20 protein-coding genes are annotated in these 23,669 nt (G+C 66.4%); 3 read left to right on the top strand and 17 right to left on the bottom strand.

All coding sequences use genetic code 11. The features are described 5' to 3' along the window. Positions 1–12: 12 nt before the first annotated feature. The 15 genes from ACW7G6_RS13725 to ACW7G6_RS13655 form a co-directional block, all read right to left on the bottom strand. A complete protein-coding gene (locus tag ACW7G6_RS13725; RefSeq protein WP_456980344.1) occupies positions 13–711 on the bottom strand; it encodes a type II secretion system protein in 699 nt (232 codons plus the stop codon). Between the two features lie 63 nt (positions 712–774). After that, on the bottom strand, positions 775–1,887 hold the full coding sequence (locus ACW7G6_RS13720) for a hypothetical protein (protein ID WP_456980343.1): 1,113 nt from the start codon (positions 1,885–1,887) through the stop codon (positions 775–777). A gap of 77 nt (positions 1,888–1,964) precedes the next feature. After that, complete coding sequence (locus tag ACW7G6_RS13715) at positions 1,965–3,020, bottom strand: type II secretion system protein (RefSeq protein WP_456980342.1); 1,056 nt, start codon at positions 3,018–3,020, stop codon at positions 1,965–1,967. A gap of 8 nt (positions 3,021–3,028) precedes the next feature. Then, positions 3,029–5,338 carry a hypothetical protein gene (locus ACW7G6_RS13710; RefSeq protein WP_456998506.1) on the bottom strand — a complete coding sequence of 770 codons (2,310 nt, stop codon included), beginning with the start codon at positions 5,336–5,338 and terminating at the stop codon, positions 3,029–3,031. A 14-nt stretch (positions 5,339–5,352) separates the two neighbouring features. After that, on the bottom strand, positions 5,353–6,609 hold the full coding sequence (locus ACW7G6_RS13705) for a type II secretion system F family protein (protein ID WP_456998505.1): 1,257 nt from the start codon (positions 6,607–6,609) through the stop codon (positions 5,353–5,355). Then, a complete protein-coding gene (locus ACW7G6_RS13700) occupies positions 6,606–8,321 on the bottom strand; it encodes a GspE/PulE family protein (RefSeq protein ID WP_456998504.1) in 1,716 nt (571 codons plus the stop codon). The genes ACW7G6_RS13705 and ACW7G6_RS13700 overlap by 4 nt, the downstream gene beginning before the upstream one ends. After that, positions 8,308–9,852, bottom strand: a complete 1,545-nt coding sequence (locus ACW7G6_RS13695) for an AAA family ATPase (protein WP_456998503.1) — start codon at positions 9,850–9,852, stop codon at positions 8,308–8,310. Before ACW7G6_RS13695 ends, ACW7G6_RS13700 begins: the two co-directional genes overlap by 14 nt. Further along, positions 9,849–10,766, bottom strand: coding sequence for a tetratricopeptide repeat protein (locus tag ACW7G6_RS13690; protein WP_456998502.1), 918 nt, complete (start codon positions 10,764–10,766; stop codon positions 9,849–9,851). The genes ACW7G6_RS13695 and ACW7G6_RS13690 overlap by 4 nt, the downstream gene beginning before the upstream one ends. A gap of 5 nt (positions 10,767–10,771) precedes the next feature. Then, a complete protein-coding gene (gene mshL / locus ACW7G6_RS13685) occupies positions 10,772–12,490 on the bottom strand; it encodes a pilus (MSHA type) biogenesis protein MshL (protein WP_456998501.1) in 1,719 nt (572 codons plus the stop codon). Between the two features lie 22 nt (positions 12,491–12,512). Then, positions 12,513–13,295, bottom strand: a complete 783-nt coding sequence (locus ACW7G6_RS13680) for a type II secretion system protein (RefSeq protein WP_456998500.1) — start codon at positions 13,293–13,295, stop codon at positions 12,513–12,515. Position 13,296: 1 nt separating this feature from the next. Further along, positions 13,297–13,950, bottom strand: coding sequence for a hypothetical protein (locus tag ACW7G6_RS13675; protein WP_456998499.1), 654 nt, complete (start codon positions 13,948–13,950; stop codon positions 13,297–13,299). After that, the gene (locus ACW7G6_RS13670; RefSeq protein ID WP_456980333.1) at positions 13,947–14,456 is read right to left on the bottom strand and encodes a hypothetical protein; all 510 of its coding nucleotides are present in this window, start codon (positions 14,454–14,456) and stop codon (positions 13,947–13,949) included. Before ACW7G6_RS13670 ends, ACW7G6_RS13675 begins: the two co-directional genes overlap by 4 nt. After that, positions 14,453–16,144 (bottom strand): hypothetical protein, encoded by a 1,692-nt coding sequence (locus tag ACW7G6_RS13665; protein WP_456998498.1) that lies wholly within the window; start codon positions 16,142–16,144, stop codon positions 14,453–14,455. Before ACW7G6_RS13665 ends, ACW7G6_RS13670 begins: the two co-directional genes overlap by 4 nt. Beyond that, positions 16,141–16,671 (bottom strand): hypothetical protein, encoded by a 531-nt coding sequence (locus ACW7G6_RS13660; RefSeq protein ID WP_456980331.1) that lies wholly within the window; start codon positions 16,669–16,671, stop codon positions 16,141–16,143. The genes ACW7G6_RS13665 and ACW7G6_RS13660 overlap by 4 nt, the downstream gene beginning before the upstream one ends. An 11-nt stretch (positions 16,672–16,682) precedes the next feature. Further along, entirely contained in the window at positions 16,683–17,480 is a 798-nt protein-coding gene (locus tag ACW7G6_RS13655; protein WP_456998497.1) for a type II secretion system protein, read from the bottom strand. Between the two features lie 261 nt (positions 17,481–17,741). On the opposite strand from ACW7G6_RS13655, the gene tkt reads away from it, so the two are divergent. The 3 genes from tkt to ACW7G6_RS13640 all read left to right on the top strand — a co-directional run bounded on the left by tkt (position 17,742) and on the right by ACW7G6_RS13640 (position 21,585). Further along, positions 17,742–19,730 (top strand): transketolase, encoded by a 1,989-nt coding sequence (gene tkt / locus ACW7G6_RS13650; protein WP_456998496.1) that lies wholly within the window; start codon positions 17,742–17,744, stop codon positions 19,728–19,730. A gap of 222 nt (positions 19,731–19,952) precedes the next feature. Continuing rightward, positions 19,953–20,324: a BlaI/MecI/CopY family transcriptional regulator gene (locus ACW7G6_RS13645; protein ID WP_456998495.1), complete on the top strand. Its 372-nt coding sequence runs from the start codon at positions 19,953–19,955 to the stop codon at positions 20,322–20,324. Then, a complete protein-coding gene (locus tag ACW7G6_RS13640; RefSeq protein ID WP_456980327.1) occupies positions 20,311–21,585 on the top strand; it encodes a TonB family protein in 1,275 nt (424 codons plus the stop codon). The genes ACW7G6_RS13645 and ACW7G6_RS13640 overlap by 14 nt, the downstream gene beginning before the upstream one ends. Here ACW7G6_RS13640 and ACW7G6_RS13635 read toward each other — a convergent pair. Continuing rightward, a complete protein-coding gene (locus ACW7G6_RS13635) occupies positions 21,580–22,458 on the bottom strand; it encodes an MBL fold metallo-hydrolase (RefSeq protein WP_456980326.1) in 879 nt (292 codons plus the stop codon). The genes ACW7G6_RS13640 and ACW7G6_RS13635 overlap by 6 nt on opposite strands. 215 nt (positions 22,459–22,673) lie before the next feature. Further along, positions 22,674–23,516, bottom strand: a complete 843-nt coding sequence (locus ACW7G6_RS13630; RefSeq protein ID WP_456998494.1) for a S1/P1 nuclease — start codon at positions 23,514–23,516, stop codon at positions 22,674–22,676. Between the last annotated feature and the right edge of the window lie 153 nt (positions 23,517–23,669).

Raw genomic sequence — 23,669 nt, 5'->3', positions numbered from 1 at the left:
GTAGCGCTCGCGTCAGCGGTTCATCCGCAGGTAGCCCACCAGTTCTGCAACCTGCCCGTCCGGGTTGGTCGATCCGCTCATCGTGTCAGTAGATTCCAGGCTCCATGGCGCGCCAACGGCATTGGTGATGTTTTGCTGGTCGATCTCACGGAAGCGGCCATGGCGAGCGTCGACGCGGCCGTCAATCTTGCCATCCAGCAATGTCGCCAGCTCGGGCGTCAGCCCTTGCAGCCGCATCACGTTGCGGGACCGGTTGGCGTAGACGCCGACCGCGGTGGACGGCTCCGACCACTGCACTGCGGCGAAGCACACCTGGACGTCGTGCGGCACGCCCCGGCTGTCCTGGTAGACGTAACGATCATTCATGCCTTCCCCGCGCCCGGCGGGAAGCGTGATGCCCCGCGCCAGCATCGTGTTGAGCAGATTGTCCTGGCACAAGAAGTTATTGAGGCCGTTGTTGACCAGGCCGCCAGGATTGTCGAAATTGTCGCCCGGCACCGTCCCGACTCCGGCCACGTACTGGTCGTATGCCAACAGCCAGCCCTGCACGAAGTCGGTACTGAGTCTCTCGGCGGCGGCGCTGCGGTAGACGTCGCGGCCGACAGTCACGGCACCGACCAGCAGGGCGATGATCACCAGCACCACCGACATCTCGATCATGGTGAAGCCAGCGGTGCGGTTGAAGGACGATGAAGAACGGTTGCGCTGCATTGCGGTTTCCCTGGTGGGGCATCGGTGACGTGGAAGGTCATGCGGGTCGGCGCCGGACACGGGTCAGTACATGCCGGCCTTATCCGCCGCCTTGGCATGTTCAAGGACCTCATTGTTGAGTACTGCCGCCCGTGAGATCAGCGGATCGACATCGTCATGCGCGTCCTTGGCGGATTCGTGCGCGGCGATGGCGAAGCCCTCCATCGTCGCCGCAGTGATGGTGACCGCGACGGCGGCGGCAACGGCGGCGGCGGCGAGGCCCACCTTGTAGGCGACTATGCCGGTACTGGCCAGACCTTCGGAGATCGAGTCCGCCATGCCGGCGCCGGCGCCCATCACCCCGGAGATGCCGCCCGCGATCGCGGCGCCGCCGCTGAGCGTGTTGGCCAGGGCCATTTTCTCGGCCACCGCCAGTTGGCTCTTGTAGTCGATCAAGGCCGTGTGCATTACGGCGATCGAAGCGGCTGCATTGAAATGGGCGTGACCGACAGCAGCGAGGTTGTCGCCGCAGCGCATGCGCGAGAACAACTGGTCCATTCCGACGGCGAGTACCCGGTCGTCGTACTCGGGGCTGCTAGGTCGACGTGGCGAATCGAAGGCGGCAGTGCTGCCGGCCTGATGCCCACTGAACCCGTCGCCGCCGCGCGGCAGCGCCAGCGCGTAGGCTATGTTGCCGGCGATATCTGCCGGTGCGCCGGGTTGGGTGACATGCAGGAAAGCTGCATCGGCCGGGGCGTTCTGGGCGCTGCGCAAGGCCCAGCACATGTCGAGGCCGTTGATGGTGGGATTCGGTAGAGCCTTGCCCACCATCGCGGACTTTCCGCCGAAGACCTGCAGCGGAAAGTATCGATCCGAACGCTTCGACAGGTCAGCATCGTGCTCGGCCAGCGCCGCCGATCGGCGCAGCACCCCGTAGCGAATCCTGCGAGCGTTTGCATCGGGCAGGCCCAATGTCTGGTACGGCAGTTGTCCGACCTGGCCGCTGCCGCAGTTCTCCTCGCCGGAGCCGTCGCTGGCGGGGCAGGGCAGGCGGCTGTTGACCATCGCGAACGCCAGCAGCGCGTCGTCGGCGCGGCCCAGCAGGTCGGCGCTGGCCACCTCGTGGCGCTCCCGCGAGGCGGTGCCGAGGAACTGCACCAGCAGCACCGTCACCAGGCCGAGTACCACCAACACCATGGCCAGTTCCAGAAGCGAGAATCCAGCGTGCCGGGAACGCCGTTGGGGCGCGCGTCCGTATCGAGTATGGATCGGCATCATGGTTGCAGCCCCTGCTCGTCGAGATGCTGTGCGCGGAGCAAGGACTGGTTGGCCAGCGTGGTCATCCGATCGAGGTTGGCGGTGGCGGCTGTTTCCTGATCTTTGGCGGTCTCGACATCTTCGATCGCGCTGTCGAGGTCAATCGCCGCCGTGGCCACGGCAGCGATCGCCAGCCCCAGTTGAACCGTCGCCGCCACATGCGAGACGATGCCGGTGGCAATGCCGAAGGGGTCTGGTGGCCAGCCTGCGGCCTCCTGCAGGATCGCGATCATCTCGGTGAACACGCCGTAGACAACGTCGAAAGCTGCGAATGCGACCCCGGTGTCCGCGTTGGCCTTGTTCATCTTCGCCACCTGGATGGCGAACGTCCGAAAGTCCTTGTATTCCCTGGCGATCTGGGCGAGGTCGTAGGCGGTGTAGGCGGCGTGGGCCGCACCGCGCGCCCGGGCGACGCGGTCCGGACAGGCCAGGCGGCTGGCGAACTCGCCGGGCCCGATCGCGAGCACGCGGCGCCCAGCGGCGCCCGGGCTTCCGGGCAACACGAATTCGGCGGTCGCGGACAACTGGTCATGGCCGGCCTGTCCGGGATGCATCAGCGCGAACGCGGTCGGGACGCCATTCATGCCGTCCAACGTGGCCAAGTGGGCGCTCTTCAGGCGCATGCAAAAATCCAGCCCGTTGACCTGTTGAGGTGCCGGCGGCGGCCCCCCCAGGCCGAACGCAAGCGGCAACGACAGCTTGAAGTCGCTGCCGGGCGCGGTCAGGGACGATTGCACCTGGTAACGCAGCTTCAGTTGTGATGGCAGCCCGAGCATTTCCGTCGGCAGGACGCCCAGGCCGTCCTCGTTCACCGGCGCGGGGAGCTGCGAGTGCGCCAGCGCGTACCCCAACAGCGCCTGCTCGGCCCGCGCAAGGTCGCGCCCGGCGCTGTCCCCTGCCGCGACCTTCGGCGCCAGCGGCAGCGTCTGCCACAACGCGAGGCCCAGCACGCCCATCACCATCAGCACCACGGCCAGTTCGACCAGCGACCAGCCGCCTGTCTTTCGATTCATGGGCCGGTTCATGGGTTGCAGACCTCCGGTTGGACCGCGCCGGTGGCGCCCCTGCAGTTGGCCGTGCGCAGGATTTCGGTGACGCCCTCGACGATCTTGATCCCGCTGCTGCTTCCGCCCTCCGAATCCATGTTTTTCAGTGCCTCGCACTGTGCCTTGGCGGTCGCGTAAGCGCCCTGCTTGTCGGTCAGTTCCACCTCCTTCAGGCGCAGTGATTCGACCAGGTGCTTGCGCTGGTAGTAGGTCCTTGCATAGGTCTCGCGCTCATCGTCATCGTCCTGGAACGGGATGATCAGGATCTGACAACTGCTGGTGATCGCGCACCACCACGAATGGTTGTTGAGCGGCGGTTGCGTTCTTGCGTCGGCCTCGTGCGTAAGCTGGACATAAGTCGCGCGTACGACCTCGCTTTCCTCGGCAAGCTGGTCGTAGCGCTTCTGGTTCTCGCCGAGACATTGCATCTCGCCCTGTGCGTTCACGCCTGCATAGGCGGGGTCGCACTGTTGCAGTCCCTTCAGCGAGTTGCGATTGTTTTCGCAGCTCACCTTGAGCTGGAGTTCCGTTGGTGGGTAGTTGTCGCACTGAACCACCTTGACGGTGATCTCGACGATGGCCTGGTGCATGTAATCCAGTTCCGTCTTCGCGTCCTCGGCGGCTTGCGCCGCGATTTCCCAGGTGTAATGCGCGTCCTCGGCCTTGCGGATCGCCTCAAGCTTGGCGGCGAGCTCCCGTTTCCATCGTTTGATGATCCCGGGCTGGCTGTCCTCCCACGTCTTCAGAGCCGCGTTGTACGCGGTGTCGCCGTCCTCACCCTCCTCATAGCTGCCGCGACCGGGCTTGCCGTAGTTGTAGTCGAACAATTTCGCCCTGAAGTCGGCGTTCTCGAAGGACGTCAGGCTCTGGTCGGTGTCGTCGATTTCGGTCTGGATCTCGACCAGTTGCTCCTCGATCTCCTCGACCTGCTGCAACAGGCCTTCCTGGTAGATGCCGGGCGGGTCGATCGTGAAGCGCTTCTTCGTATCCGGATCGACATCCCACAACCGCCAACCGCCGTCCGCCGACAGGCAGGTCTGCTCGGTTACCTCGGCGATGCTGTTGGCGGGACTGCTGAGCGGTACGTCCGCCATCTGCTGCGCTTCGATCGTGACCCCGAGAGCGGCGCTGCTGAGCCCCAGTGCGATTGCCGCCAGCGCGGTGGCGCCGGCAGCCAGGCCGACGGCGATGCCGCCGGAGATCACCGCGCCGGTGTAAGGCGGGATCAGCGCGCAGCCGACCAGCACCACGCAGGTTCCGATCGCGGTCGCCAGCTGGGCAGACGCGGTGGCCAGGGTCGAGGCCGAATTGGAAACGCCGGCCGCGGCTAGCGCCACGTTGATGATCGCGAAGGCTTCCGAGACGCCGGCCATGATGACCGCCAGTTCGGTGTCCTCCTGGTTGCCCTCGTGCTGCTCGTCGACCTCGTCGCTGACGTCCACCGCCAGCGCCAGCATGTCCAGCGACGCCAGCACCAGCCCGTCCGGGGCGGTCGCGTTGGCGTAACCGCAGCCCAGCGTCTGCGCGAGCGCGTTGAAGTCGCGGACACGGACGCGGTCGTCGTAATCGCTGTCGGCGCCGCGTGCGGGCGACTCCATCGCGGCGGTGGACTGCTGGTTGCGACCGTCGAAACGTCCGCTGCTACCTGGTGTGCTGCCGGCGGCGCTGAGGCCGTAGGCGACATTGATGCCGGTGCCGTCGATGTCGGTGGTTCGCGCGCGGTCGCCCTTGGTGGCGGTTGCCGTCTCGCGGGCGGCGTTGGCCAGCACTGCGCACAGATCCAGACCGTTCACGGCGTCGAATTCGTGCTCGGATCCGTCCCACTTGCGCGGGTTGAACTGGTTGCTGGCGGTGGCCAGGTCGCTGCCGGGATCGCTGCCCCGGTAGACCATGTAGCGCAATGGCTGGCCGGGGCCAGCGCCGGTGGGATGCACGGCCTCCAGCGCCCGCACCGGCAGCCAGCCTTTCTGGTTGGGCCCCACGCAATCGGTGGCGTCGCTGGTGGGACTCGACACCGCACATGGCAACCGGGCATGTGTGGCGGCATAGGCAACCAGCGCCTGGTCGGCCCATTGCAGTGCCTGCTCCTGCGCCGCCACCTGTTGCGCCGGCTTGCGCGACTGCATTACCAGGAATCCGGCTGCCATGACGCTGCCGATCAGCAGCACCACCAGGGCGACTTCAAGCAGGCCGACGCCTCGCTGCCGGTAACGTGCGGCCGTGTGACCGTGTCGGCGCGACGCGCTTGGGCCAGGGGGCTGGCGTGGACTGGGGAGCGATTGCATTGGGACCTCGGCGTTCAGAACTGGGGAGCGGACATGGCTTGCCGGACCAGGTCATAGACCGGCAGCAGCAGGGCGACGATCAACAGCACGAACATGCCGCCAGCAAGCAGCACGACCACCGGCTTGATGATCTCCGACAGGTTGGCGATCAGCCGTTGCAGTCGCAGGCTGTACTCGCCCGATAGCCGTGCGAGTTGTTTGTCGACGGTGCCGGTGTCTTCGCCGACCGAGATCATCCGTACCATCATCGGCGGGAAGCCGCCCACCTGGCGCATTGCCGAGGACACGCGATCGCCGCGTTCGAGTACCTGGCGGATGGCGATCACGCGGTCGCGGTAGTACTCGTCGCGGATCGCGCGCTCCATGATCTGCAGGCTGCTGACCATGTCCACGCCGGCCTTGATCAGCAGCGAGAGGTATTCGGTCAGGAACGCCAGGCCGGCCGAGTTCATGATGGTCTTGGCGATCGGCAGCCGGTGCAGGGTGTAGTGCGTGCCGCGGCGGAATGCGCGACTGTAGCGCCAGCTCACCCACAACACGAAAGCGGTGACCACCAGGCCGATCAATACGCTGATGACGTTGGCGGTGAACCACTCGGAGAACGCGATCACGGCCACGGTAAGCGGCGGCAGCTTGGCGTTCATCTGCTTGAACAGGCCGGTGAGGTTGGGGATCACGTAGTAGATCCAGAATCCGCCGGCGGCGAAGATCGCCAGAAATACGAACGCGGGGTAGATCAGCGCCTGGGTGGTGTCGGCGGTCATCCGCGACACGCGCTCGACATGGTCCGCCGCCTCGCTGAGCATGTGGTCCATGCTGCCGGTCTCGTCACCGATCATGACCAGGTTGCGCACGGTCTCGGGAAAGGTATCGGGGTAGCGTGCGAAGGCATCGCTCATCGATGCGCCGGCATCAAGCTCATCAAGCAGGTTGCGCGCCACCCGCGCGGCATTGGACGCCCGCCCGGTACCGACTTCCTGCGAGACTGCGCGCAGCGCCTCCAGTACCGGGATGCCGCTGCTGGTCATCACCGCCATGTCGCGCAACATGCCGGCCAGTTCCGGTGCGCGGATGCTGGGCCGGAACAGCTGCGACAGGCTGCGCTGGGTCTCGGCCAGCCACCCCGGCAGGCGATGCAGCAGGATTACGGTGGCATCGAAGTTCTTCTCCAGCCACATCCGCGCCGAGCTGTCCTGCTCCACGGCAAGCTGGGCGATCCCGGCCTTCACCCGGCCGTTGGACAGCAGCAGGCGGTAGTAATAGACATTCACGGCGCTGGTCCGTCGCCGACCACGCGCAGCACTTCGGCCGGGCTGGTCTGGCCAAGCATCACCCGCCGCTTGGCGATCTCCACCATGTCCCTGAAACCATTGGCGTAGGCCAGGGTGCGCACCGCCTCGCGGCCGGCATCGTCGGCGATCGCGTTGGCGACCGCTTCGTCCAGATGCAGGATCTCGTAGACAGGCAGGCGGCCGTAATAGCCGGTGTTGCGGCAGCGGTCGCAACCCATGCCGCGTCGCCCGCAGGCGCCAGTCTGGTCGTCGTCGATACCGAGCCAGCGTCGCTCGGCCGCGTCGAATTCCACCGGCTCACTGCAGAACGGGCAGTTCTGCCGCACCAGTCGCTGGTTGACCACCGCCAGCAGGTTGTCGGCGATGACCTGCGCTTCCAGGCCGAGCGGGCGCAGGCGCGGGACCACGCCGAACACGCCGGAAACGTGCAAGGTGGACAGCACCAGATGACCGGTTGCCGCGGCCTCGATCGCTGCCTGGGCGGTTTCGCCATCGCGCATCTCGCCCAGCAGAATGACGTCGGGATCGTGACGCAGGAAGTGACGCAGCGCCGAGCTGAATTCGTAACCGGCACGCCGGTTGACCTCGGTCTGGCAGGCGCCGGGTACGCGGTACTCGATCGGGTCCTCCACCGTCAATACGTTGCGCTCGATCAGCGACTGCATCCGCAGCGCGGCGTGCAACGAGCTGCTTTTGCCGGAGCCGGTCGGGCCGGTGATCAGCAGCAGGCCGGCCGGCTTGGCGAACATCCGCTCCAGTGCCGCCACATCTTCGGGGAAAAATCCAAGCTCGGTCAGCCCTGACAGGTCGCTGTTTTCCGGCAACAACCGCATCACCATGCGCTCGCCCATCTCGCTGATCAGGGTCGACACGCGCACCGTCACGGGGGAATCAAGCACGTTGGCACGGAAGCTGCCGTCTTGTGGTCGACGTTGCTCGGAGATGTCCATCTCTGCCGCCAGCTTGATGAAACCCAGCAGCCGGTGCAGCGACGACTGCATCGCCAGCATCGGCCTCAACACGCCATCCACGCGAAACAGCACGTGGATGCTGCCCTCGGCCGGGGCGATGTGGATGTCGGTGGTGCGCTCGCGAATAGCCAGGTGCAAGAGGTAATCGAGCAGTTTATCCGGGCTGTACGCGTGATCGGCATCGGCGGTGATGCGCTTGATCTCGCGGTCCAGCAGGGACTCGATGGGGTTCTGGGCGAAGTAGTAGGTGTGCCGGATCAGCTGGCTGACCTTGGTGAACTCGCCTTGCATGAAGCGGCAGCGCAGACCACAACGCTGCAGCACCAGTTGTGCAACCGCATCGCTGTCGGCGTCGCCCAGAAGCACTTCCAGCGTGTTGTCGACCCGGCGCAGCGGCAGGAACGCACGCAGCAGGCACAGCTCGCGGTTGAACAGCGCCAGCACCTGGGGGTCGGGCTCGGGCAAGGTCTCGACCTGCGCGAAGGTGATGCCCTGCAGCTCGGCCATGACGCGCACGATATCGCTCTCGTTGGCGAGGCCGTGCTTGATCAGCAGGCGCCCGAAGCGCTGTTGCTCGACCGCATATTTCTGCAAGGCGTACTGCAGTTGCGCGGCGTTGAGCATGCCGCGCTCGAGCAGGATGGCACCGAGTCGACTGACTTCGTCGGTCTTGGGCGCGCCGTTGGCAGCGGTTCGCGCAGGTAGTTCAACCGTTGCCATGCAGGTTCTCCGGAGATTCAACCGACAGCGTCGGCGGGGTGGGATTGGTGGTTGCCAGCTGCGGCAAGGCGGCCGCTGCTGGCGCGCCCTTGAGCAGCAGCAGGGTCAGTGGGTCGGGGCGGCCGGTCGCGACAAGACCATGGCGATGCTGGAAGCGGGCCAGGGCGTCGCGGGTGTGGGGGCCGAACAGTCCGTCGGCGAGCACGGCGTCTACCGGTGCGCCGTCGGCGAGCGCGCCATTGCCGCTGTCAGGCCTGGCTTCGTCAGCAAGCAAGGCGGCCTGCAACCTGCGCACGGACGGGCTGCGCTGGCCGGGCAGCAGTTCCTCGGCCGCCAGCCAAGGTTGCCAGGCCGCGACCCAGTGACGCCCGCGTCGTTGCACGCAGACGTCATCGCGTGATTGCAATGCACCCAGATGGGTGTCCGGCACGGGTATCAGTTGCATCAGCGCGCCGTCCCCGGTGGTCGTCACTGACAAGCGGGCCATGCAGGCGGACAGGGTTTGCCCGGAAGACACGTACTTCGCGTCGGCGATGACAGCGGTCGCTGCTGTCGTGCTTTCGGCGTTGGTCGTGGTGCTGGCGACTGCCGGCGCCGTATCGCGGTGATAGACGAAGCCGGCTGCGGTGGCCAGTCCCGTCGCCGCCACCAGTGCGGCGGCGACGATCGGCCCGCGCAGGTGGCGACGCCGGACCGGCATGAAGCCGGCCTCGGCGCTGGCCAGGCGAATCAGGTCGGCATCAATCACCGGATTGCCGGTGGCGACAATGCCGTACAGGCAGCGGTCCATGATCAGGTGGATCCGGCGCGGGTTGCCGGCGCTGCTGCGATACAGCGCGGCGTGGGCGGCGGCCGTCACGCGGATGCGGCCGGCCGCACCGGCCAGTGACAGGCGGAACTCGACGTAGCGCGCGGTCTCGGTGACGTCGAGCGCGCTCATGCGGATGTGCTTGACGATGCGGCTGGTCAGCTGACGGATCTCGTGGCGGCCGAGATGCTCGTCCAGCTCCGGTTGACCCGCCAGCACGATCTGCAGCAACTTTTCCTGCCCGCTTTCGAGATTGCTCAGCAGCCGCAGCAGTTCGAGGCTTTCGAGACTGAGGTTCTGGGCATCGTCGATGACCAGCACGCAGGTGGTGTCGGCCTGCCAGCGGCGCACCAGGAAGCTGTTGAGCCGGTTGATATTGTCCGCAGCGTCACTGCCCGGTTCGATGCCGAAGTCGCGCAGGATCGCGGCCAGCAGGTCCGGCCCCTGCAGGAAGGTATTGAACACCAGCGAAGCCAGTGCCCCCTCGCGCACGACGGCATCCAGCAGGCGGCGCACGAAGGTGCTCTTGCCCATGCCGACTTCACCGGTCATCAGCACGAAGCCCTTGCGCGCGAGCAGGCAGTGGGTTGCCTCGGCCAGCTCGCGCTCCAGCGCGACGGTGTGGAAGTAGCCGTCCGCGTCCGGCGTCGGTGGGAACGGTGAACGCGTCAGCCCGAGCTCGGACAGATACGTGATCTTGGAGGTGGCGATGGCCTCGTTCACCGCAACTGCGCCTCCACCAGGCCGATGGCTTGGTCGATCTCGCGCGAGTCGGTGCTGTTCGACCGTAGCCGTTGCAGGCGCTGGCGTGCACTGGCGGCCTCGCCCGTGCGCGCCTCCAGGATCGCCAAGTTGATGACCGCGGTCTGGTCGCCGGGCATGCGTGCCACGATACGGCGATACAGCACCAAGGCGCCTGCAGTATCGCCGCTCTCATGCGCCAGCCACGCCTGCATGCGCAACAAGGTCAGGCTTTGCGGTGGCAACAGTCGGCTCAGCAAGGCGAGTTGCTCGGCACCGGCGACGAAGTCCTCGCTTTTGATTGAAGTGCCGAGCGCGGCAACTGCGCGCGCGACGGACTGTCCGTCCTCGGGCACCGTCGCCTCCGACGCATCGCGGATGCTGATGGCATCGACCAGCGGTTGCGGTTGTGGCTGTTTTTGTGGCGCAACCTGGTCCGCTGGTTGCGGTGTGGGTGTGGGTGCGGGTGAGGGTGTGGCCTGGGCGATGGGTGCTGCTGCGGGCGGCTGTGAATTCGCAGTGGTCTGGATGTCCGGGGTTGTGGCAGCGACGGGACTGACAACGGCCGGCTTGGCAACGACAGGAACAAGTGCTGTTTCGTTGGCTGCGACCGGTGTCAACGCAAAGGTGGTTGCGCGCGAATCATCCGCGTCGTTGGTGGGCGGTGGGACCGTCGGGATCGAGACCGTCGCCGTGGCCATTGCAGCGCCGGAATCGGCGGGCTGCGTCACTGCTGGGGGAAACCACCACCAGCCGCACAACAGCACCATCACGGCGACCAGTGGCGGCGACCAGCGTTGGAGCAGGCGCCAGTTGTGACGTGGCGTTCCGTCGCGCACCGCCGTCCCGGCCGGGCTCGCGCCCGACGTTTCCAACCGCTTCAGGGCGGCAAACATCAAACTCATATCACCGTGACCCGCAATACCATCACCAGTTCGCGGCTGTCGTGCGAGCGAGACTGGGCACCAAACAGGTTGCCCAGGCCAGGCACGTCGGACAGGCCCGGCACACCGTTATCGGTGTTCTGCGATTGCTGGTCGATCAGGCCGCCAAGCAACACGGTGTCGCCGTCGCTCAGACTCAAGGTGGTGGTCATGCCCTTGAAACTGATCACCGGCAATGTCACCGAGTTGCCGTTGCCGACATCGATCAGGTCCAGGCTGCCGGGCGCGACGTCGGTCTGCATCGGGTGAACCAGCAGCTCGACCGTGCCATCTTTGTGGATCAGCGGCGCGACGCCAATCACCACGCCGGCGAACAAGGATTCGGTCTGGATGTCGGACGAGGTGTTGGTCGCACCGCCACCGGGGTTGCTGAAGCTGGTGGTCGACTTGCTGACGTAGCGGATGTTGCGGCCGACGCTGAGGTAGGCCGGCGTTCCGTTGCGCACGCGCACGCTTGGGTTGGACAACACCTTGACGTTGCCGAACTCGCGAAGCACGTTGACCGAGGCCGAGAATGTATCGCCGAGATAGCCGATCCCGGTGCCACGACCCAGGGCCGATCCGATGACCTGACGTGGGATGGTCAGGATCTTGTCGAGGGTGTTGTGCTTGCCGGCGGGGAAGTTCGGGTTGGTGATCGGGTCGCCATCCGCGTTCAACCCGTAGAACGGATCGGCCTGCAACGGCGAGTCGCCGTAGACACCGGCCACTCGGCCGCGCAGTTTGGTCCAGTCGACACCAAAGCGGAACTGGTCGTTGAGCTGCACGTCGATCAGCTGCGCCTCGATCAGCACCTGGCGGCCGAGCATGGCCTGGTTGCGCTCGATCAGCTCGGCCACTGCGCGCAGCTGCGAAGGCCGCGCGCGCACGAACAGCGAGCCGGTCAGCGGGTCCAGGCTGTAGCGTGAGACCTCGCGCGGAGGCGCATCACCGGTGGTCTTGGCCGCAGTGTCTTCCTTGATGATCGCCTCGACCGACGCGGCGAGTTGCGTGTACGGGTCGTTCTGTTTGCCGACGGTGCCGTCCAGGATGAGCTTGCCGCGCAATGAGTTGCCACCGCCGGCGCCGCTGCTGCCGGCGCCGAACACGTCGCCGCCGGTGCTCATGTCCAGCGAGGTGGTGCTGTTGAGCATCTCTACGCTGAAGATGCGCTCGGCCATCGCACTGACCACCAGCGCGCCACCGCGGGTCTCGCCGTGCAGGTCGAACGCGGTGAGAATGTGGTTGTAGACCTCGCGCGCGGTGACGTTCTTCAGGTACAGGCTGGCGCGCTGGTCACGTGCCAGCACGTCCGGATCGACGATCAGGTTCATGCCCAGCTGCTCGGCCAGTGCCCACAGTAGGCCGCCGACATTGGCCTCGCTCATGTTGATGGTGACGATGCGGTTCTCGAGCGGGTCGTATTGCGGTGCCACCGGCGCCACGACGGGCGCCGGTTCACGCATGCGCTCGATATGGCGGCGCAGGCGATCGTGTTCCGCCGACAGCTTGTGCGATTCCTCGCCAACTTTCGTACCCAGTTGTTCCAGGGCGACGTACTCGGTCGCCGGCAGGTCCTTGACGCTGCGTGGAACGGTGCTGCAGCCAACCAGCAGGGTGAATGCCAGTACCGTCGCCGGCGCCGCGAGGACGCGCAGGGCAGGACGTTTCGGCTGAAGCTTGAATGTGCGGTTCATGGAGTCGATTGCCTGTGGTCATCTAGCGGGTGTGGGTGGCCAGCCAGCCGAGCAGCGTGCTGGCGCTCTCGGCGACTACCACGTCGTCGTAGGTCGCATCCATCGCCCGGCCCGGGGCGGCGATGCAGGTGGCGTTGGCGGTGGCCATTGCGTGGTTGATGCCATCGAAGCCGGCGTCGGCACCGCCGCTGGCGTCGCGGTCGCTGACCGGTGCGATCAGGACAAACGCGGGGTTGGCGGCGATGTCGGTGCAGTTCTCCGGATCGCCGGGCGTGCCGACCCCGCTCAGGAACGGGCGGGCAGTGGATGGCGCGAGCCGCGCGGTCGCGACAAGGGTGTTGCGCAGGCGGCCGTTACCGTCCAGGTCGAGGCCGTCGCTGGCGCCGCCGACGGGCGCCACCAGATCCACTGCGGTTGTGCGGCTGACGGCATAGCGCATGCGTTCGGACGGGGCAGGCCGGGTAAGTCCAACGCTTTCATACGGCAGCCAGCCAACCTGGGCGCCCGGTGGACAAGTGCCGGCAAACCCTTCACGGCCGCCGTTGCCCGCGGCACTGAGATCGGGGCACGGCAGGCGCTTGTTCTTCAGCATGAACACGCGCACCGCCTGGCGGGCGACCTCGGCCTGGCCTTGGGCGAGTGCGCGGGCGCGGACCTCGGCGATGCTGAAGTAGGCCGTCGAGACCACCAGGCTGAGCACACCGATGACGCTCACGGTGATGGCCAGCTCGACCAGGGTGAAGCCGCCCACGCGGTGTTCGCCGCTGCGACGGATGACTCGGCGATGGTGGTCACGGCGTGGCATTTCACGGCGTACTGGCAGGCTTGGCGGCGGGCGCGAGGGTGGGGAATGCGGGAATCACCTCGGTCGCACCGGGCGCACTCACGTCCTGACGCAACTGCGACTGCAGTTGACGAAACTGCGCCAACGTCGCCTCCAGCCGCTGCTGGCGCGCGGAGCCGCCCGGTTCGGCCATCACCTGTTGCAGCTCCTGCGCCAGCGCCTGCATCTTGATGCTGATTTCGAGGTTCTGGCGCACCGCGTCCAGGTTGATCTGCGAAGTGACCGCCGGGTCGTTCATTTCCTGCAGCGTGTCGAGCGCGTTGCGCAGGTGATCATTGGTCGCCTGCGAGCGCCGGCTGGTCTCGGTCATGATGCCGCGCATCGATTGTTGCAACTGGCGCATCTGCTCGGCGCGCTCCGGATCTTCCGCGGAGCGGGTGTCGGCCGGAGCACCGGTATCGCTGTCGGTGGACTGCGTCCGGGCCCAGGGCGGCGGCGCCTCGGCAGTGGTTGGCGTATCCACAGTCACAGCTGCGGCGGTGGTCGGGGTGGCCACCGGCATGACTGCGGCATCAGCGGGGGTGCGTGCCGCAAAGCCGCGCAAGGTCATCACCACGATCAAGCCGGCGACGATCACCACTACGGCGGTCAACGCAATGGCGCGTCGGTTGTTCATGGTTGTACCTGCGAGGATGCGGCGGCGAAGGGCCGGGGAAGCTGCAGCGTCTCGATGTCTCCGGCGGCGTTCTCGATACGCAACCAGTCAGCTCCGATGCTGCGCACGTGAGAGCCGTCATCGAGCTTCGTGCCGTCCCGCACCACGCGACCGTCGAGGATGGCGCGGCGCGAGCGCTCGGTGGAGATGATCAGCGAGAGCCGGTTGCCGATCGGCACGGCCGTGCCGGCAGCGATCTCGCCATTGCTTCCCGCCACCGGCTCGGGGTCCGGGGCGACCAGTGGCCCCGCGACCGCGTGATCGGGCGCACTGTCCAGCAAGTCCAGGGCGGTCAGCATTGCGGTGTTGTGGTTGATGCTGCGCTGCAGTTGGACGATCTCGCCTGATTCGTTCCCGTCAGCAAAGTTGTTGGCGACGCTGGGCTTGGCGACGATCATCGCGCTGACCCAGGCCACCACGCACAGCCACAACGCCAGCGCCAGGCTCGCCGAGTATTTGAGCTTCACGATGGATCGCCTGCGGTTGCGCCGGTGGCGGACGCTTGTGGGTACTGGAGCTGATATGAAAACGAGCCGCCCGGTGATTGCGCGCGTCCACCGCTGACCTGCGGGTCTACCGCAGTCGCGGCGAATCCGGCGGCACGCAGCCGCTCGACGAAGCGCGCGACCTGCATGCCCTGCGGGTCGCTGTCGTGTTGCTTGACCATGCCGTCCACGCGCAGACTGTCACTGCCGTCGGCCATGGTCGCCTTGTCCAGGCGCAACCGCAGGATACGCACGTCGTCGCCGGCCGCTTCGCGCACCGTCGCCAGACTGGCGTGGGGGTCCAGGGCTTGTTGCAACGCATCCGCACGTTCGAGAAACCTGAGCATCTGCGGGTAGGTGTCCGGTAGCGCCTGATGCTGTCCCAGGGCCTTGATCTGGTTGTCGATTTCGGTGATCTGATCGTCCAGGCCGTGGGCGCGGGTGTTCGCGTCGTGTGCGGCCAGTGTCCAGCGTCCACCCAGGCCGCCGAGCGCGATGGCCAGCAGCAAGGAGGCGGCACTTGCCCATGGCAACAAGCGTTCGGCCAGGTACATCACCCGGCTGGCGGCTGGATTGACGGCGATCAACGTACTGGCACTGGCCGTCAGGCGAGCGACACCGCTGCGGTACATCACGCCGTCGGCATTGGTGACCAGTGCATGCGCGCCGAGGCGGACGGTGGTGCCACTGTTGGCGGAGAAGATCTCCAGCAACGCCTCGTCCGTCCAGCGGCCGCTGGCGATGCTGCCGCTCGCGCTCGCAGGCGCGGCGATGCGTGCGGCATCTCTCAGCTGCTCGGCCGAGGGAGCGACGTCGTCATCGCCAGCCTTGTTGTCGGTATCGGCATGGCCGTATTCGGGGTCGAGTTGGCCATCGAACGTCAGCGGTTGTTCGTGTTCGACATCCCCGTTGGCCTGGTCAGCCGCGCGCAGGGTCGGGTGATCGTCGTCGCCCGCGGTCGCCGCAGACCCGGGCAGGTGGTCGGCACGCGGCATGGATGCGGCAAACACGCCCGGCACGTTGTCGCTTTGCAGAGTGGCGGGGGTGGTGCCGGCATCGGGCGCGCGGGTCAGTACGCCAACCCATTCAACCGTCAAGGTCTCCAGTGCTTCGTCGTCGCCCGCCAGATCCCTGCCGGCGCGCTCTCCCAACGCTGCCACGGTCATCGCCAGATCGTCCTGCGAATCACTGAACGCGAGCGCCGAGGCATGCACGATACGGTTGCGTAGCGAAGCCAGGAACACGAACTGGCGGCCACTGTGCAGCACGATACCGCGGCCAGGCTTGAGTGAATGCCAGAGCAAGGCCACCGACGGCAGCAGCAGGCAGTGGTCGAGCTGTCCTTCAGCCCAGGCAAACAGTTGCTGCCAGCGGTCCAGCGGCACCGCGGTGAACAGTGCCTGGTAGCCGTTGCCGACGGTCTTGGTCTGGTGGATCAGGATCTTGCTTTCGTTGTCGATCAGGCCATCGGCGCGCAGCCGCTTCTCGATCAGTGCGGTCGCGTGCGAGGTGCTGCCCTCCAGCGCGGTGACCTGGCTGATCGCGCCATCGAAATCGGTGATCACGACGGTGGCGCGGTCGACCTTCGGGCGCGCGTCCAGGTGCGTGACCTGGTCGCCGTCGAATGACAGCCAGCGGCCGTCCTGGTGCAACAGGGTCAAGGCGCTCACGGCAGCTCCACGGCGGGCTCAAACATCTGGGTGCGGAACAGCAAGGTCCCGCGCAAGGTCATCAGCAGCGGTGGGCTGCGCTGTCCGGGCTCGTCAAACAGCCCTTCGTCGGCGTGGGTCACGGACAACTCGAATGCTTCCGCCCCGAACATCCGCGCATCGGTGCGGATCACGCCCGACAGCAGGCCGTTGACCTGTTCACGCGTCAACGGCGCCTGGCTGACGTTGATCAGCCGCTCGCCCCAGCCCTGGTCGACGAAACCATTGGCGGCGGCGCGGTCGACCAGTTGCCGGGCGCCGGTGGCGAGCTTCACTTGCAGCCGCGCCTGCTGCATGCGGTGATCGGCCGATGCCAGCGCCTGCTGGCGACTGCCGACCAGACTGTAGGCCTCGGCCAGGTTGCCGCGGGCACTTGTGAACCAGGCCGCGGCGATCACCAGCGCCCCCAGCGTCGCGGCAAACAGCAGCAATGATGCTTGCCGGGATTGACGCAGCCGGACGAGCAGGGCGGCAGGAGACGCTTTCATCGTGTGGCGCCTTACTGATTCATTTTGTAGTGGGCGACCAGGGTCAGCACCTGGTCTGCGTCGGTCGCGGTGTCAACGACTTCGTTGGTGCCGGTACCGTCGGTGATGCTGTTGGTGTTGTTGCCAAGCCAGATAACGCCTTCGTTGCCGTTGGTGGCCACGACGCCCTGCTGGCGGAATGCGCCGTTGCGTGCATCGGGTGCGCCGTCGATCGCCTGGTCCAGCGCGCGCGCCAGATCCGGCGTCAGGCCAGTGAGGACCATGATGTTGCCGGAGCCGGACGCGGTCGCGGGTGGGTTCCACTGGAAGCAGACCTGGATTTCCTGAGGGTTGCCGTTGGTGTCCAGGTAGACATAGCGATCCTCCATGCCTTCGCCGCGACCGGGTGGCAGCGTGATGCCGGCCTTCAGCATCAGGTCGCGCAGGATGAACTGCTGGCCGGTTTGCGTACCATTCGGAAGGGCGGGCACGGGAGCCGTTTCGCCGCAGATGGCGGCGGGCGGCGTGGCACTGGACATGTTGCCGCCGGATATTCCGGAAAAGTTGGCGCCGTTGACCATCAACTGCGGTGCGGTCTGGCTGTCGCCGACCGGTGCGCCCAGCCGCTGCGAATAGGTGTTGTAGGAAACCACCCACTGGTCGACGAATTTCTGCTTGATGCGCGTGTACTCGGCATTGCGCTGGACGTCGCGGCCGATCATCACCGCGCCCAGGATCACGCCGATGATGACCAGCACGACCGCCATTTCCACCAAGGTAAAGCCGCCCTGGCCTGCCTTGCGGCCGCCGGCTGTGTGTCGTACTTGCATGAGTTTTCCCCTGGAGCTTGATGAGGCTGGCTCGCAACAACGGCAAATCCGTGTTCAGCGGCGCAGCGCGGCGAACCTTAAGGCGGGGGTGTAAGAGCTGCGTAAGAGAGACGTGCGACACGCTCTGGAAGTGCGAGAAGTCCGACTTCCCCGCCGCTGCCGACGGTCCCGGTTTGGCCGCACGCGCGGACTCGGCGACAATTGGCGCCCGCCGCCCGGGGTTGTCCGGTCGAGCCGAGCCTTTCCCTTCTTGGATCCGCCATGCCCACGCCCAGCCGCCGCGACCTTGCCAATGCCATCCGCTTCCTCGCCATCGACGCCGTCCAGGCGGCCAACTCCGGCCACCCCGGCATGCCGATGGGCATGGCCGACATCGCCGAGGTGCTGTGGAACGATTACCTGAGCCACAACCCGGCCAACCCCGGCTGGTTCAACCGCGACCGCTTCATCCTGTCCAACGGCCATGGCTCGATGCTGCAGTACGCGCTGCTGCACCTGTCTGGCTATGACCTGTCGATCGAGGACCTGAAGCAGTTCCGCCAGCTGGACTCGAAGACCCCCGGTCATCCGGAGAACTTCATGACCCCGGGCGTGGAAACCACTACCGGTCCGTTGGGGCAGGGACTGGCCAACGCGGTCGGTATGGCGCTGGCGGAGAAACTGCTCGCGCAGCGCTTCAACCGACCCGAGCAGGCGATCGTCGACCACCGCACCTGGGTGTTCATGGGCGACGGCTGCCTGATGGAAGGCATCTCGCACGAGGCCGCGTCGCTGGCCGGCACCTGGGGTTTGAACAAGCTGGTCGCGTTCTGGGACGACAACCACATCAGCATCGATGGCGACACTGCCGGCTGGTTCACCGACGACACCCCGGCACGGTTCGAGGCCTATGGCTGGAACGTGGTGCGCGGTATCGACGGCCACGACGCGGATGCGATCAAGCGCGGCATCGATACGGCGCTGTTGAGCAGCGACAAACCGACCTTGATTTGCTGCCGGACCACGATCGGCCATGGCTCACCGGCCAAGGCCGGCAAGGCCTCCAGCCATGGCGCACCGCTGGGCACCGATGAAATCGCCGCCACCCGCGCGGCGCTGGACTGGGAGCACGAAGCATTCCATATCGCGCCGGAGATCTACGATGGCTGGCGCGTGGGCCAGGTCGGCACGTTCCGCGAGGACCAGTGGAACGAGGCCTTCGACAAATACGCGGCGCGTTTCCCGGCCGAGGCTGACGAGCTGATCCGTCGCTCGCACGCCGAGTTGCCGGCCGACTTTGCCGCCGCTGCCGACGCCTATATCGCCAAGCTGCAGGCCGACGGCCCGGTGATCGCCTCGCGCAAGGCCTCGCAGAACGCGATCGAAGCGTTTGCGCCGCACCTGCCGGAGCTGGTTGGCGGTTCAGCCGACCTGGCCGGATCCAACCTGACCCTGTGGAGCGGCAGCAAGTCGGTCACCACCGACGCGCGCGACGCCAACTACATCTATTACGGCGTGCGCGAGTTCGCGATGACCGCGATCAGCAACGGCCTGACCCTGCACGGTGGCTTCATTCCGTATGACGCGACCTTCCTGGTGTTCAGCGACTACGCCCGCAACGCGGTGCGGATGAGCGCGCTGATGGGCGCACGCGCGATCCACGTCTACACCCACGACTCGATCGGCCTGGGCGAGGACGGCCCGACCCACCAGCCGATCGAGCACGTCGCCAGCCTGCGCTATATCCCCAACAACGATGTCTGGCGCCCTTGCGACGCGGTCGAGTCGGCGGTGTCGTGGAAGGCCGCGATCGAGCGTGCGGACGGTCCGAGCTGCCTGGTGTTCTCGCGCCAGAACCTCGACCACCAGCCGCGCGACGCCGCCCAGGTCGCCGATATCGCGCGCGGTGGTTACGTGCTCAAGGACGGTGGTTCGAACCCGGACGTGATCCTGATCGCGACCGGCTCGGAAGTCGGTCTGGCGATGCAGGCCGCCAATCAGCTTGGCGACAACGTGCGCGTGGTGTCGATGCCCTCGACCGACGTGTTCGACCGCCAGGACGCGGCGTATCGCGAATCGGTGCTGCCCAGGGCCTGCCGCAAGCGTGTCGCGATCGAGGCCGGTGTCAGCGACTTCTGGGGCAAGTACGTCGGCCTGGACGGCGCGGTGATCGGCATCGACACCTTCGGCGCCAGTGCGCCGGCGGAAAAGCTGTTCCCGCACTTCGGCTTCACCGTCGAGCATGTGGTCAAGGCGGCGCGCTCGCTTTAAGTCGCATCCCCCCGGGGCCGCCAAGGCAAGGCAATTGCACGCGGCCTGCTCGGCAGCGGTGTACGCGGTCGCCGTCGCGATGTTCGCGGATGGGCAGGTCCGTGCACGGCCTCAAGTTGGGGGCATGGTCATCGGTTGCGAGGCCTGGGCGAGAGGGTGGATCGGTAGCTTGACATCCGCGTTTACATCCGTAATCTGTCAATGGGATTACAGGCGTAAACAATGCAGATCAGCGAAGCCGAATCGGTCGTGATGGACGTGCTCTGGCGGCAGCATCCGCGCAGCGCCGAGGCAGTGGTCGCGGCCTTGGCCGACGCGCAGGAATGGCAGGAAGCGACCATCAAGACCCTGCTCAACCGCCTGCTCAACAAGGGTGCGATCGCCGCCGAGAAGGACGGACGTCGCTATCTGTACACGCCGGTGCTCAAGCGCGAGGACTGGCTGATCGACGAAAGCGAGAGCCTGCTTGACCGGTTGTTTGGTGGCCGGGTCGCGCCGCTGGTGGCGCACTTCAGTGAGCACCGCAAGCTCAGTCCCAAGGACGTCGCCGAGCTGCGCAAACTGCTCGAGGAGATCGACGATGGAAGCCCCTGAGATGTTCCGCGCGCTGGTCGAGACCACGGTCGCGTCGAGCGCGGCGATCGTGCTGGTGATGCTGCTGCGTCACGGGTTACGGGGCCGGTTCGGTACGGCGACCGCCTATGCGGCCTGGTCGCTGGTTCCGGTCGCCGTGCTGGCGGTGTTGTTGCCATCAGCGGCGGTGGCTCCGGCAGCTGGCGCGATGGGACTGGCCTTGGGTGACACGGTGCCGCAGGCGGTTGTCATTGGAATTCTGGCGACGGTCGACACCGCAGCCGTACTGGTGCCGGTCTGGTGGCTGGGCGTGCTGGCGATGGCGCTGCGTTTTTTCCTCCAGCAACGCCGGTTCCGGCGCGCGCTGGGTCCGTTGCGCCAGCGCACCGATGGCCTGCATCAGGCCGGTACCAGCGTTGGCCTGCCTGCCGTGCTGGGTGCGTGGCGACCGCAGATCGTGGTGCCGGCCGATTTCGATCAACGCTACAGCCCCGAGCAGCGCGTGCTGATGCAGGCGCATGAAGCCAGCCATATCCGTCGCGGCGACCTGTACCTGAATACTGTCGTTGCCGCGCTGCGCTGCGTGTACTGGTTCAACCCGTTGGTGCACATCGCGGCCCGGCATTTCCGTCATGACCAGGAGCTGGCTTGCGACCAGCGCGTGATCGCTCGCCATCCGAAGTCGCGTCGCGCGTACGGCGAGGCAATGCTCAAGACCCAGCTGGCTTCACAGCCCCTGCCGCTGGGATGCCACTGGGGCTACAGCCATCCACTCACGGAGAGAATCGCCATGCTCAAGCAACCCACCCCCACGGTTTCGCGCTGGTTGGCCGGCAGCACCGTCGTCGCCGCCTTGAGTTTGCTGGTCGGCTACAGCGCATGGGCGGCACAGCCGCCAAAGGTCGAGTCAAATCAGGGAGTCGTCAGCATTGGAGAGATGGCGCGGCCGTCTTATCCGGCCGAAGCGGCCACTCAAGGCATCGGCGGCAAAGTGAATCTGGTGATCAACGTGGACGCGCAGGGGCTTCCGGCAGATATCCAGGTTGAGTCGGCCGAGCCGGCCGGTGTGTTCGATCAGGCCGCGGTGGACGCAGCGCGCAACTGGCGGTTCGAGCCAAAGATCGAAAACGGCAAGCCGGTTGCGAGCCGCATCCGGGTACCGGTGGAGTTTGATCCTGACCGGCCTGCGCCGCCCGCGGCGGCGGCACCTCCAGCGCGTCCCGTGCCACCTACCGCACCGCCCGCACCGCCGATGCCTCCCGTCGCAGGCGAAGGCTCATAACCCTTCCGCTGGCGGCTCCACCTGCAGCGGTATGCACAGGTAACGGTGACCGTCGGCTCCGGCCGGCGGCAGCCGGCCACCGCGGAGGTTCACCTGCAGCGAGGGGTACAGCAGGTTGGGCGCGGGCAGGCCGGCATCGCGCGTGCTGCGCGCGGCGCGGAAGACTTTCAGCGTTGTGTCGCCGGCAAGCATCCGGTTGTCGCGGCGGGACTCGCCGACACTGACGCTGGCGCGGCGCTCGCGCCCGGTCGGTGGGTAGTCGTGGCACAGCCACAACGTGGTCTCATCGGGCAGTGCATAGAGGCGCTGTATGGAGGCATACAACTGCTCGACGCCGCCGCCGGGGAAGTCGCAGCGGGCGGTGCCAAGGTCAGGGGCAAACAGCGTGTCGCCGATGAACACGTTGTCGCCGATCCGGTAGCTCAACCCATCGGCCGTGTGCCCGGGCGTCGCCAACACCTCGATGCGCAACTGGCCCGCATGGATGACATCGCCATCGGCCAGCAGTTGATCGAACGCGTGGACGACGGCGTCGTCGTCGGTGGCGAGTCGGAAGATGGCGGCGAAATACGCCTGCACCGAGCGGATCCCGGCGCCGATCGCCACTGTCGCCGAAGTTCGCGCCCGCAGGAAGGCGGCCGCACTCAGGTGGTCGGCGTGGGCGTGGGTTTCCAGGATCCGATGCACCTGCAGGCCGTGCGCCGCGATGTGCTCGAGCAAGGCGCTGGCGCTGCCGGTAGCCACCCGGCCGGAGCGGTGGTCGTAGTCGAGCACCGGGTCGATCACCACCGCATCGACGCCCTGGCTGACGACGTAGCTCCAGGTGCCGGTTGGCTCATGGAAGAAGGGCTGGATGAGCAGGTCGGTGGTCATCAGATTGCTCCCGACTGAAGATTCGCAGCACAAGGTGAGGCTGTGCAGGTGTTGATGATGCGTCCCGTGGCGCTATCGGCAAGTGAACAATGGATGCCCTGCATCGCAGTTACCAGCGTGGTGCTGGTCTTGCTCTCGAGATGCGGCCACGTTTGGACGTCACGAGTTGCGCATGCCCGCAGCCGGATCCGTTTTCCCGTTGCGGCGCGCGGTGATTACGGCTCGCCGAGCGCCTGGTTCAACACCGCCGCAAGGTTGACGCCGCCCAGGCGCAATTGCGCTTCCGCCACCGGCCGCCACGTCTGTACGTAGTCGCCGTTGATTTTGGCGCGCGGCGGATAGAAGCCTGGCTGGCGCACGATCGCGCAGGAGTGCTCCGCCCATGTGCGGGCGCCTTCGGCGATCGACATGGAGTGTTCCGGTGCCCCTTGTTGCGGCTCAGCCGCCGGTTCTGGCAACTCCCGCAGACGCTCCAGATAACGCGCGGTGTTAAGCCCGCGGGTGTTGAGGAGCCCGCTGTCCCAGAGCCGATGCAGATTGCTGCCCTTGCCGTACAGATTGACCTGGAATTTGTTGCCGCCCAGGTCGTGGGCGTAGCCGGCATGGGCGGGCTGATGGATGTCGCCGACAAAATGGACGACGAACTTCAGTGCCTGCCGTCGGGCGTCCATCGGCTGGTCACGATCGGCCAGGATCGCGGTCTGGGCGCGGATGGCCTCGACCACGCAGTCGCCGCCGGGGCAATCACGCGCGGCATCGTAATGGCAGTCGTTCTCGGCGAGGTTGACGTAGTGCCAACGCGCGCTGCGCTTGCCCAGGTCGGGGTCGCGCTCGCGCAACTCGTCGGCCCAACTGGCGATACCGGCCAGGTCCTGGCCCGGGTCGTCGGCCAGCAGTCGCTCGACCTCATTGCGCGCCTGCGGTGTCAGTGCATCGTTGGCCAGTGACGCGACCAGTTGATGGCCGCGCGGGCCCCAGGCCGAAGCGTCGAAGGAGGCGAGCAGGCCGCAGGTGGCCAACGCCAAAGTCAGGGAAATACCGCATACGGATCGATTCATGCCGACAAGGGTAGCGGAGCAGGATCGCTGCCGTCTTGCGCGACATGAGGTGATGCGTCCCGGCGCGTCGTTCACGTCAAGGGGTCGGTTGGCAGGGCGGATGGCGCGATGGCTCAAGCCTGTCGTGGCCGGGAATAGGCTAAAATGAGGGGC

It is taken from the genome of Lysobacter sp. A421, assembly GCF_054052145.1.
The sequence above is the reverse complement of the archived record's forward strand: the minus strand, read 5'-3'. Positions and strand labels throughout refer to the sequence as shown.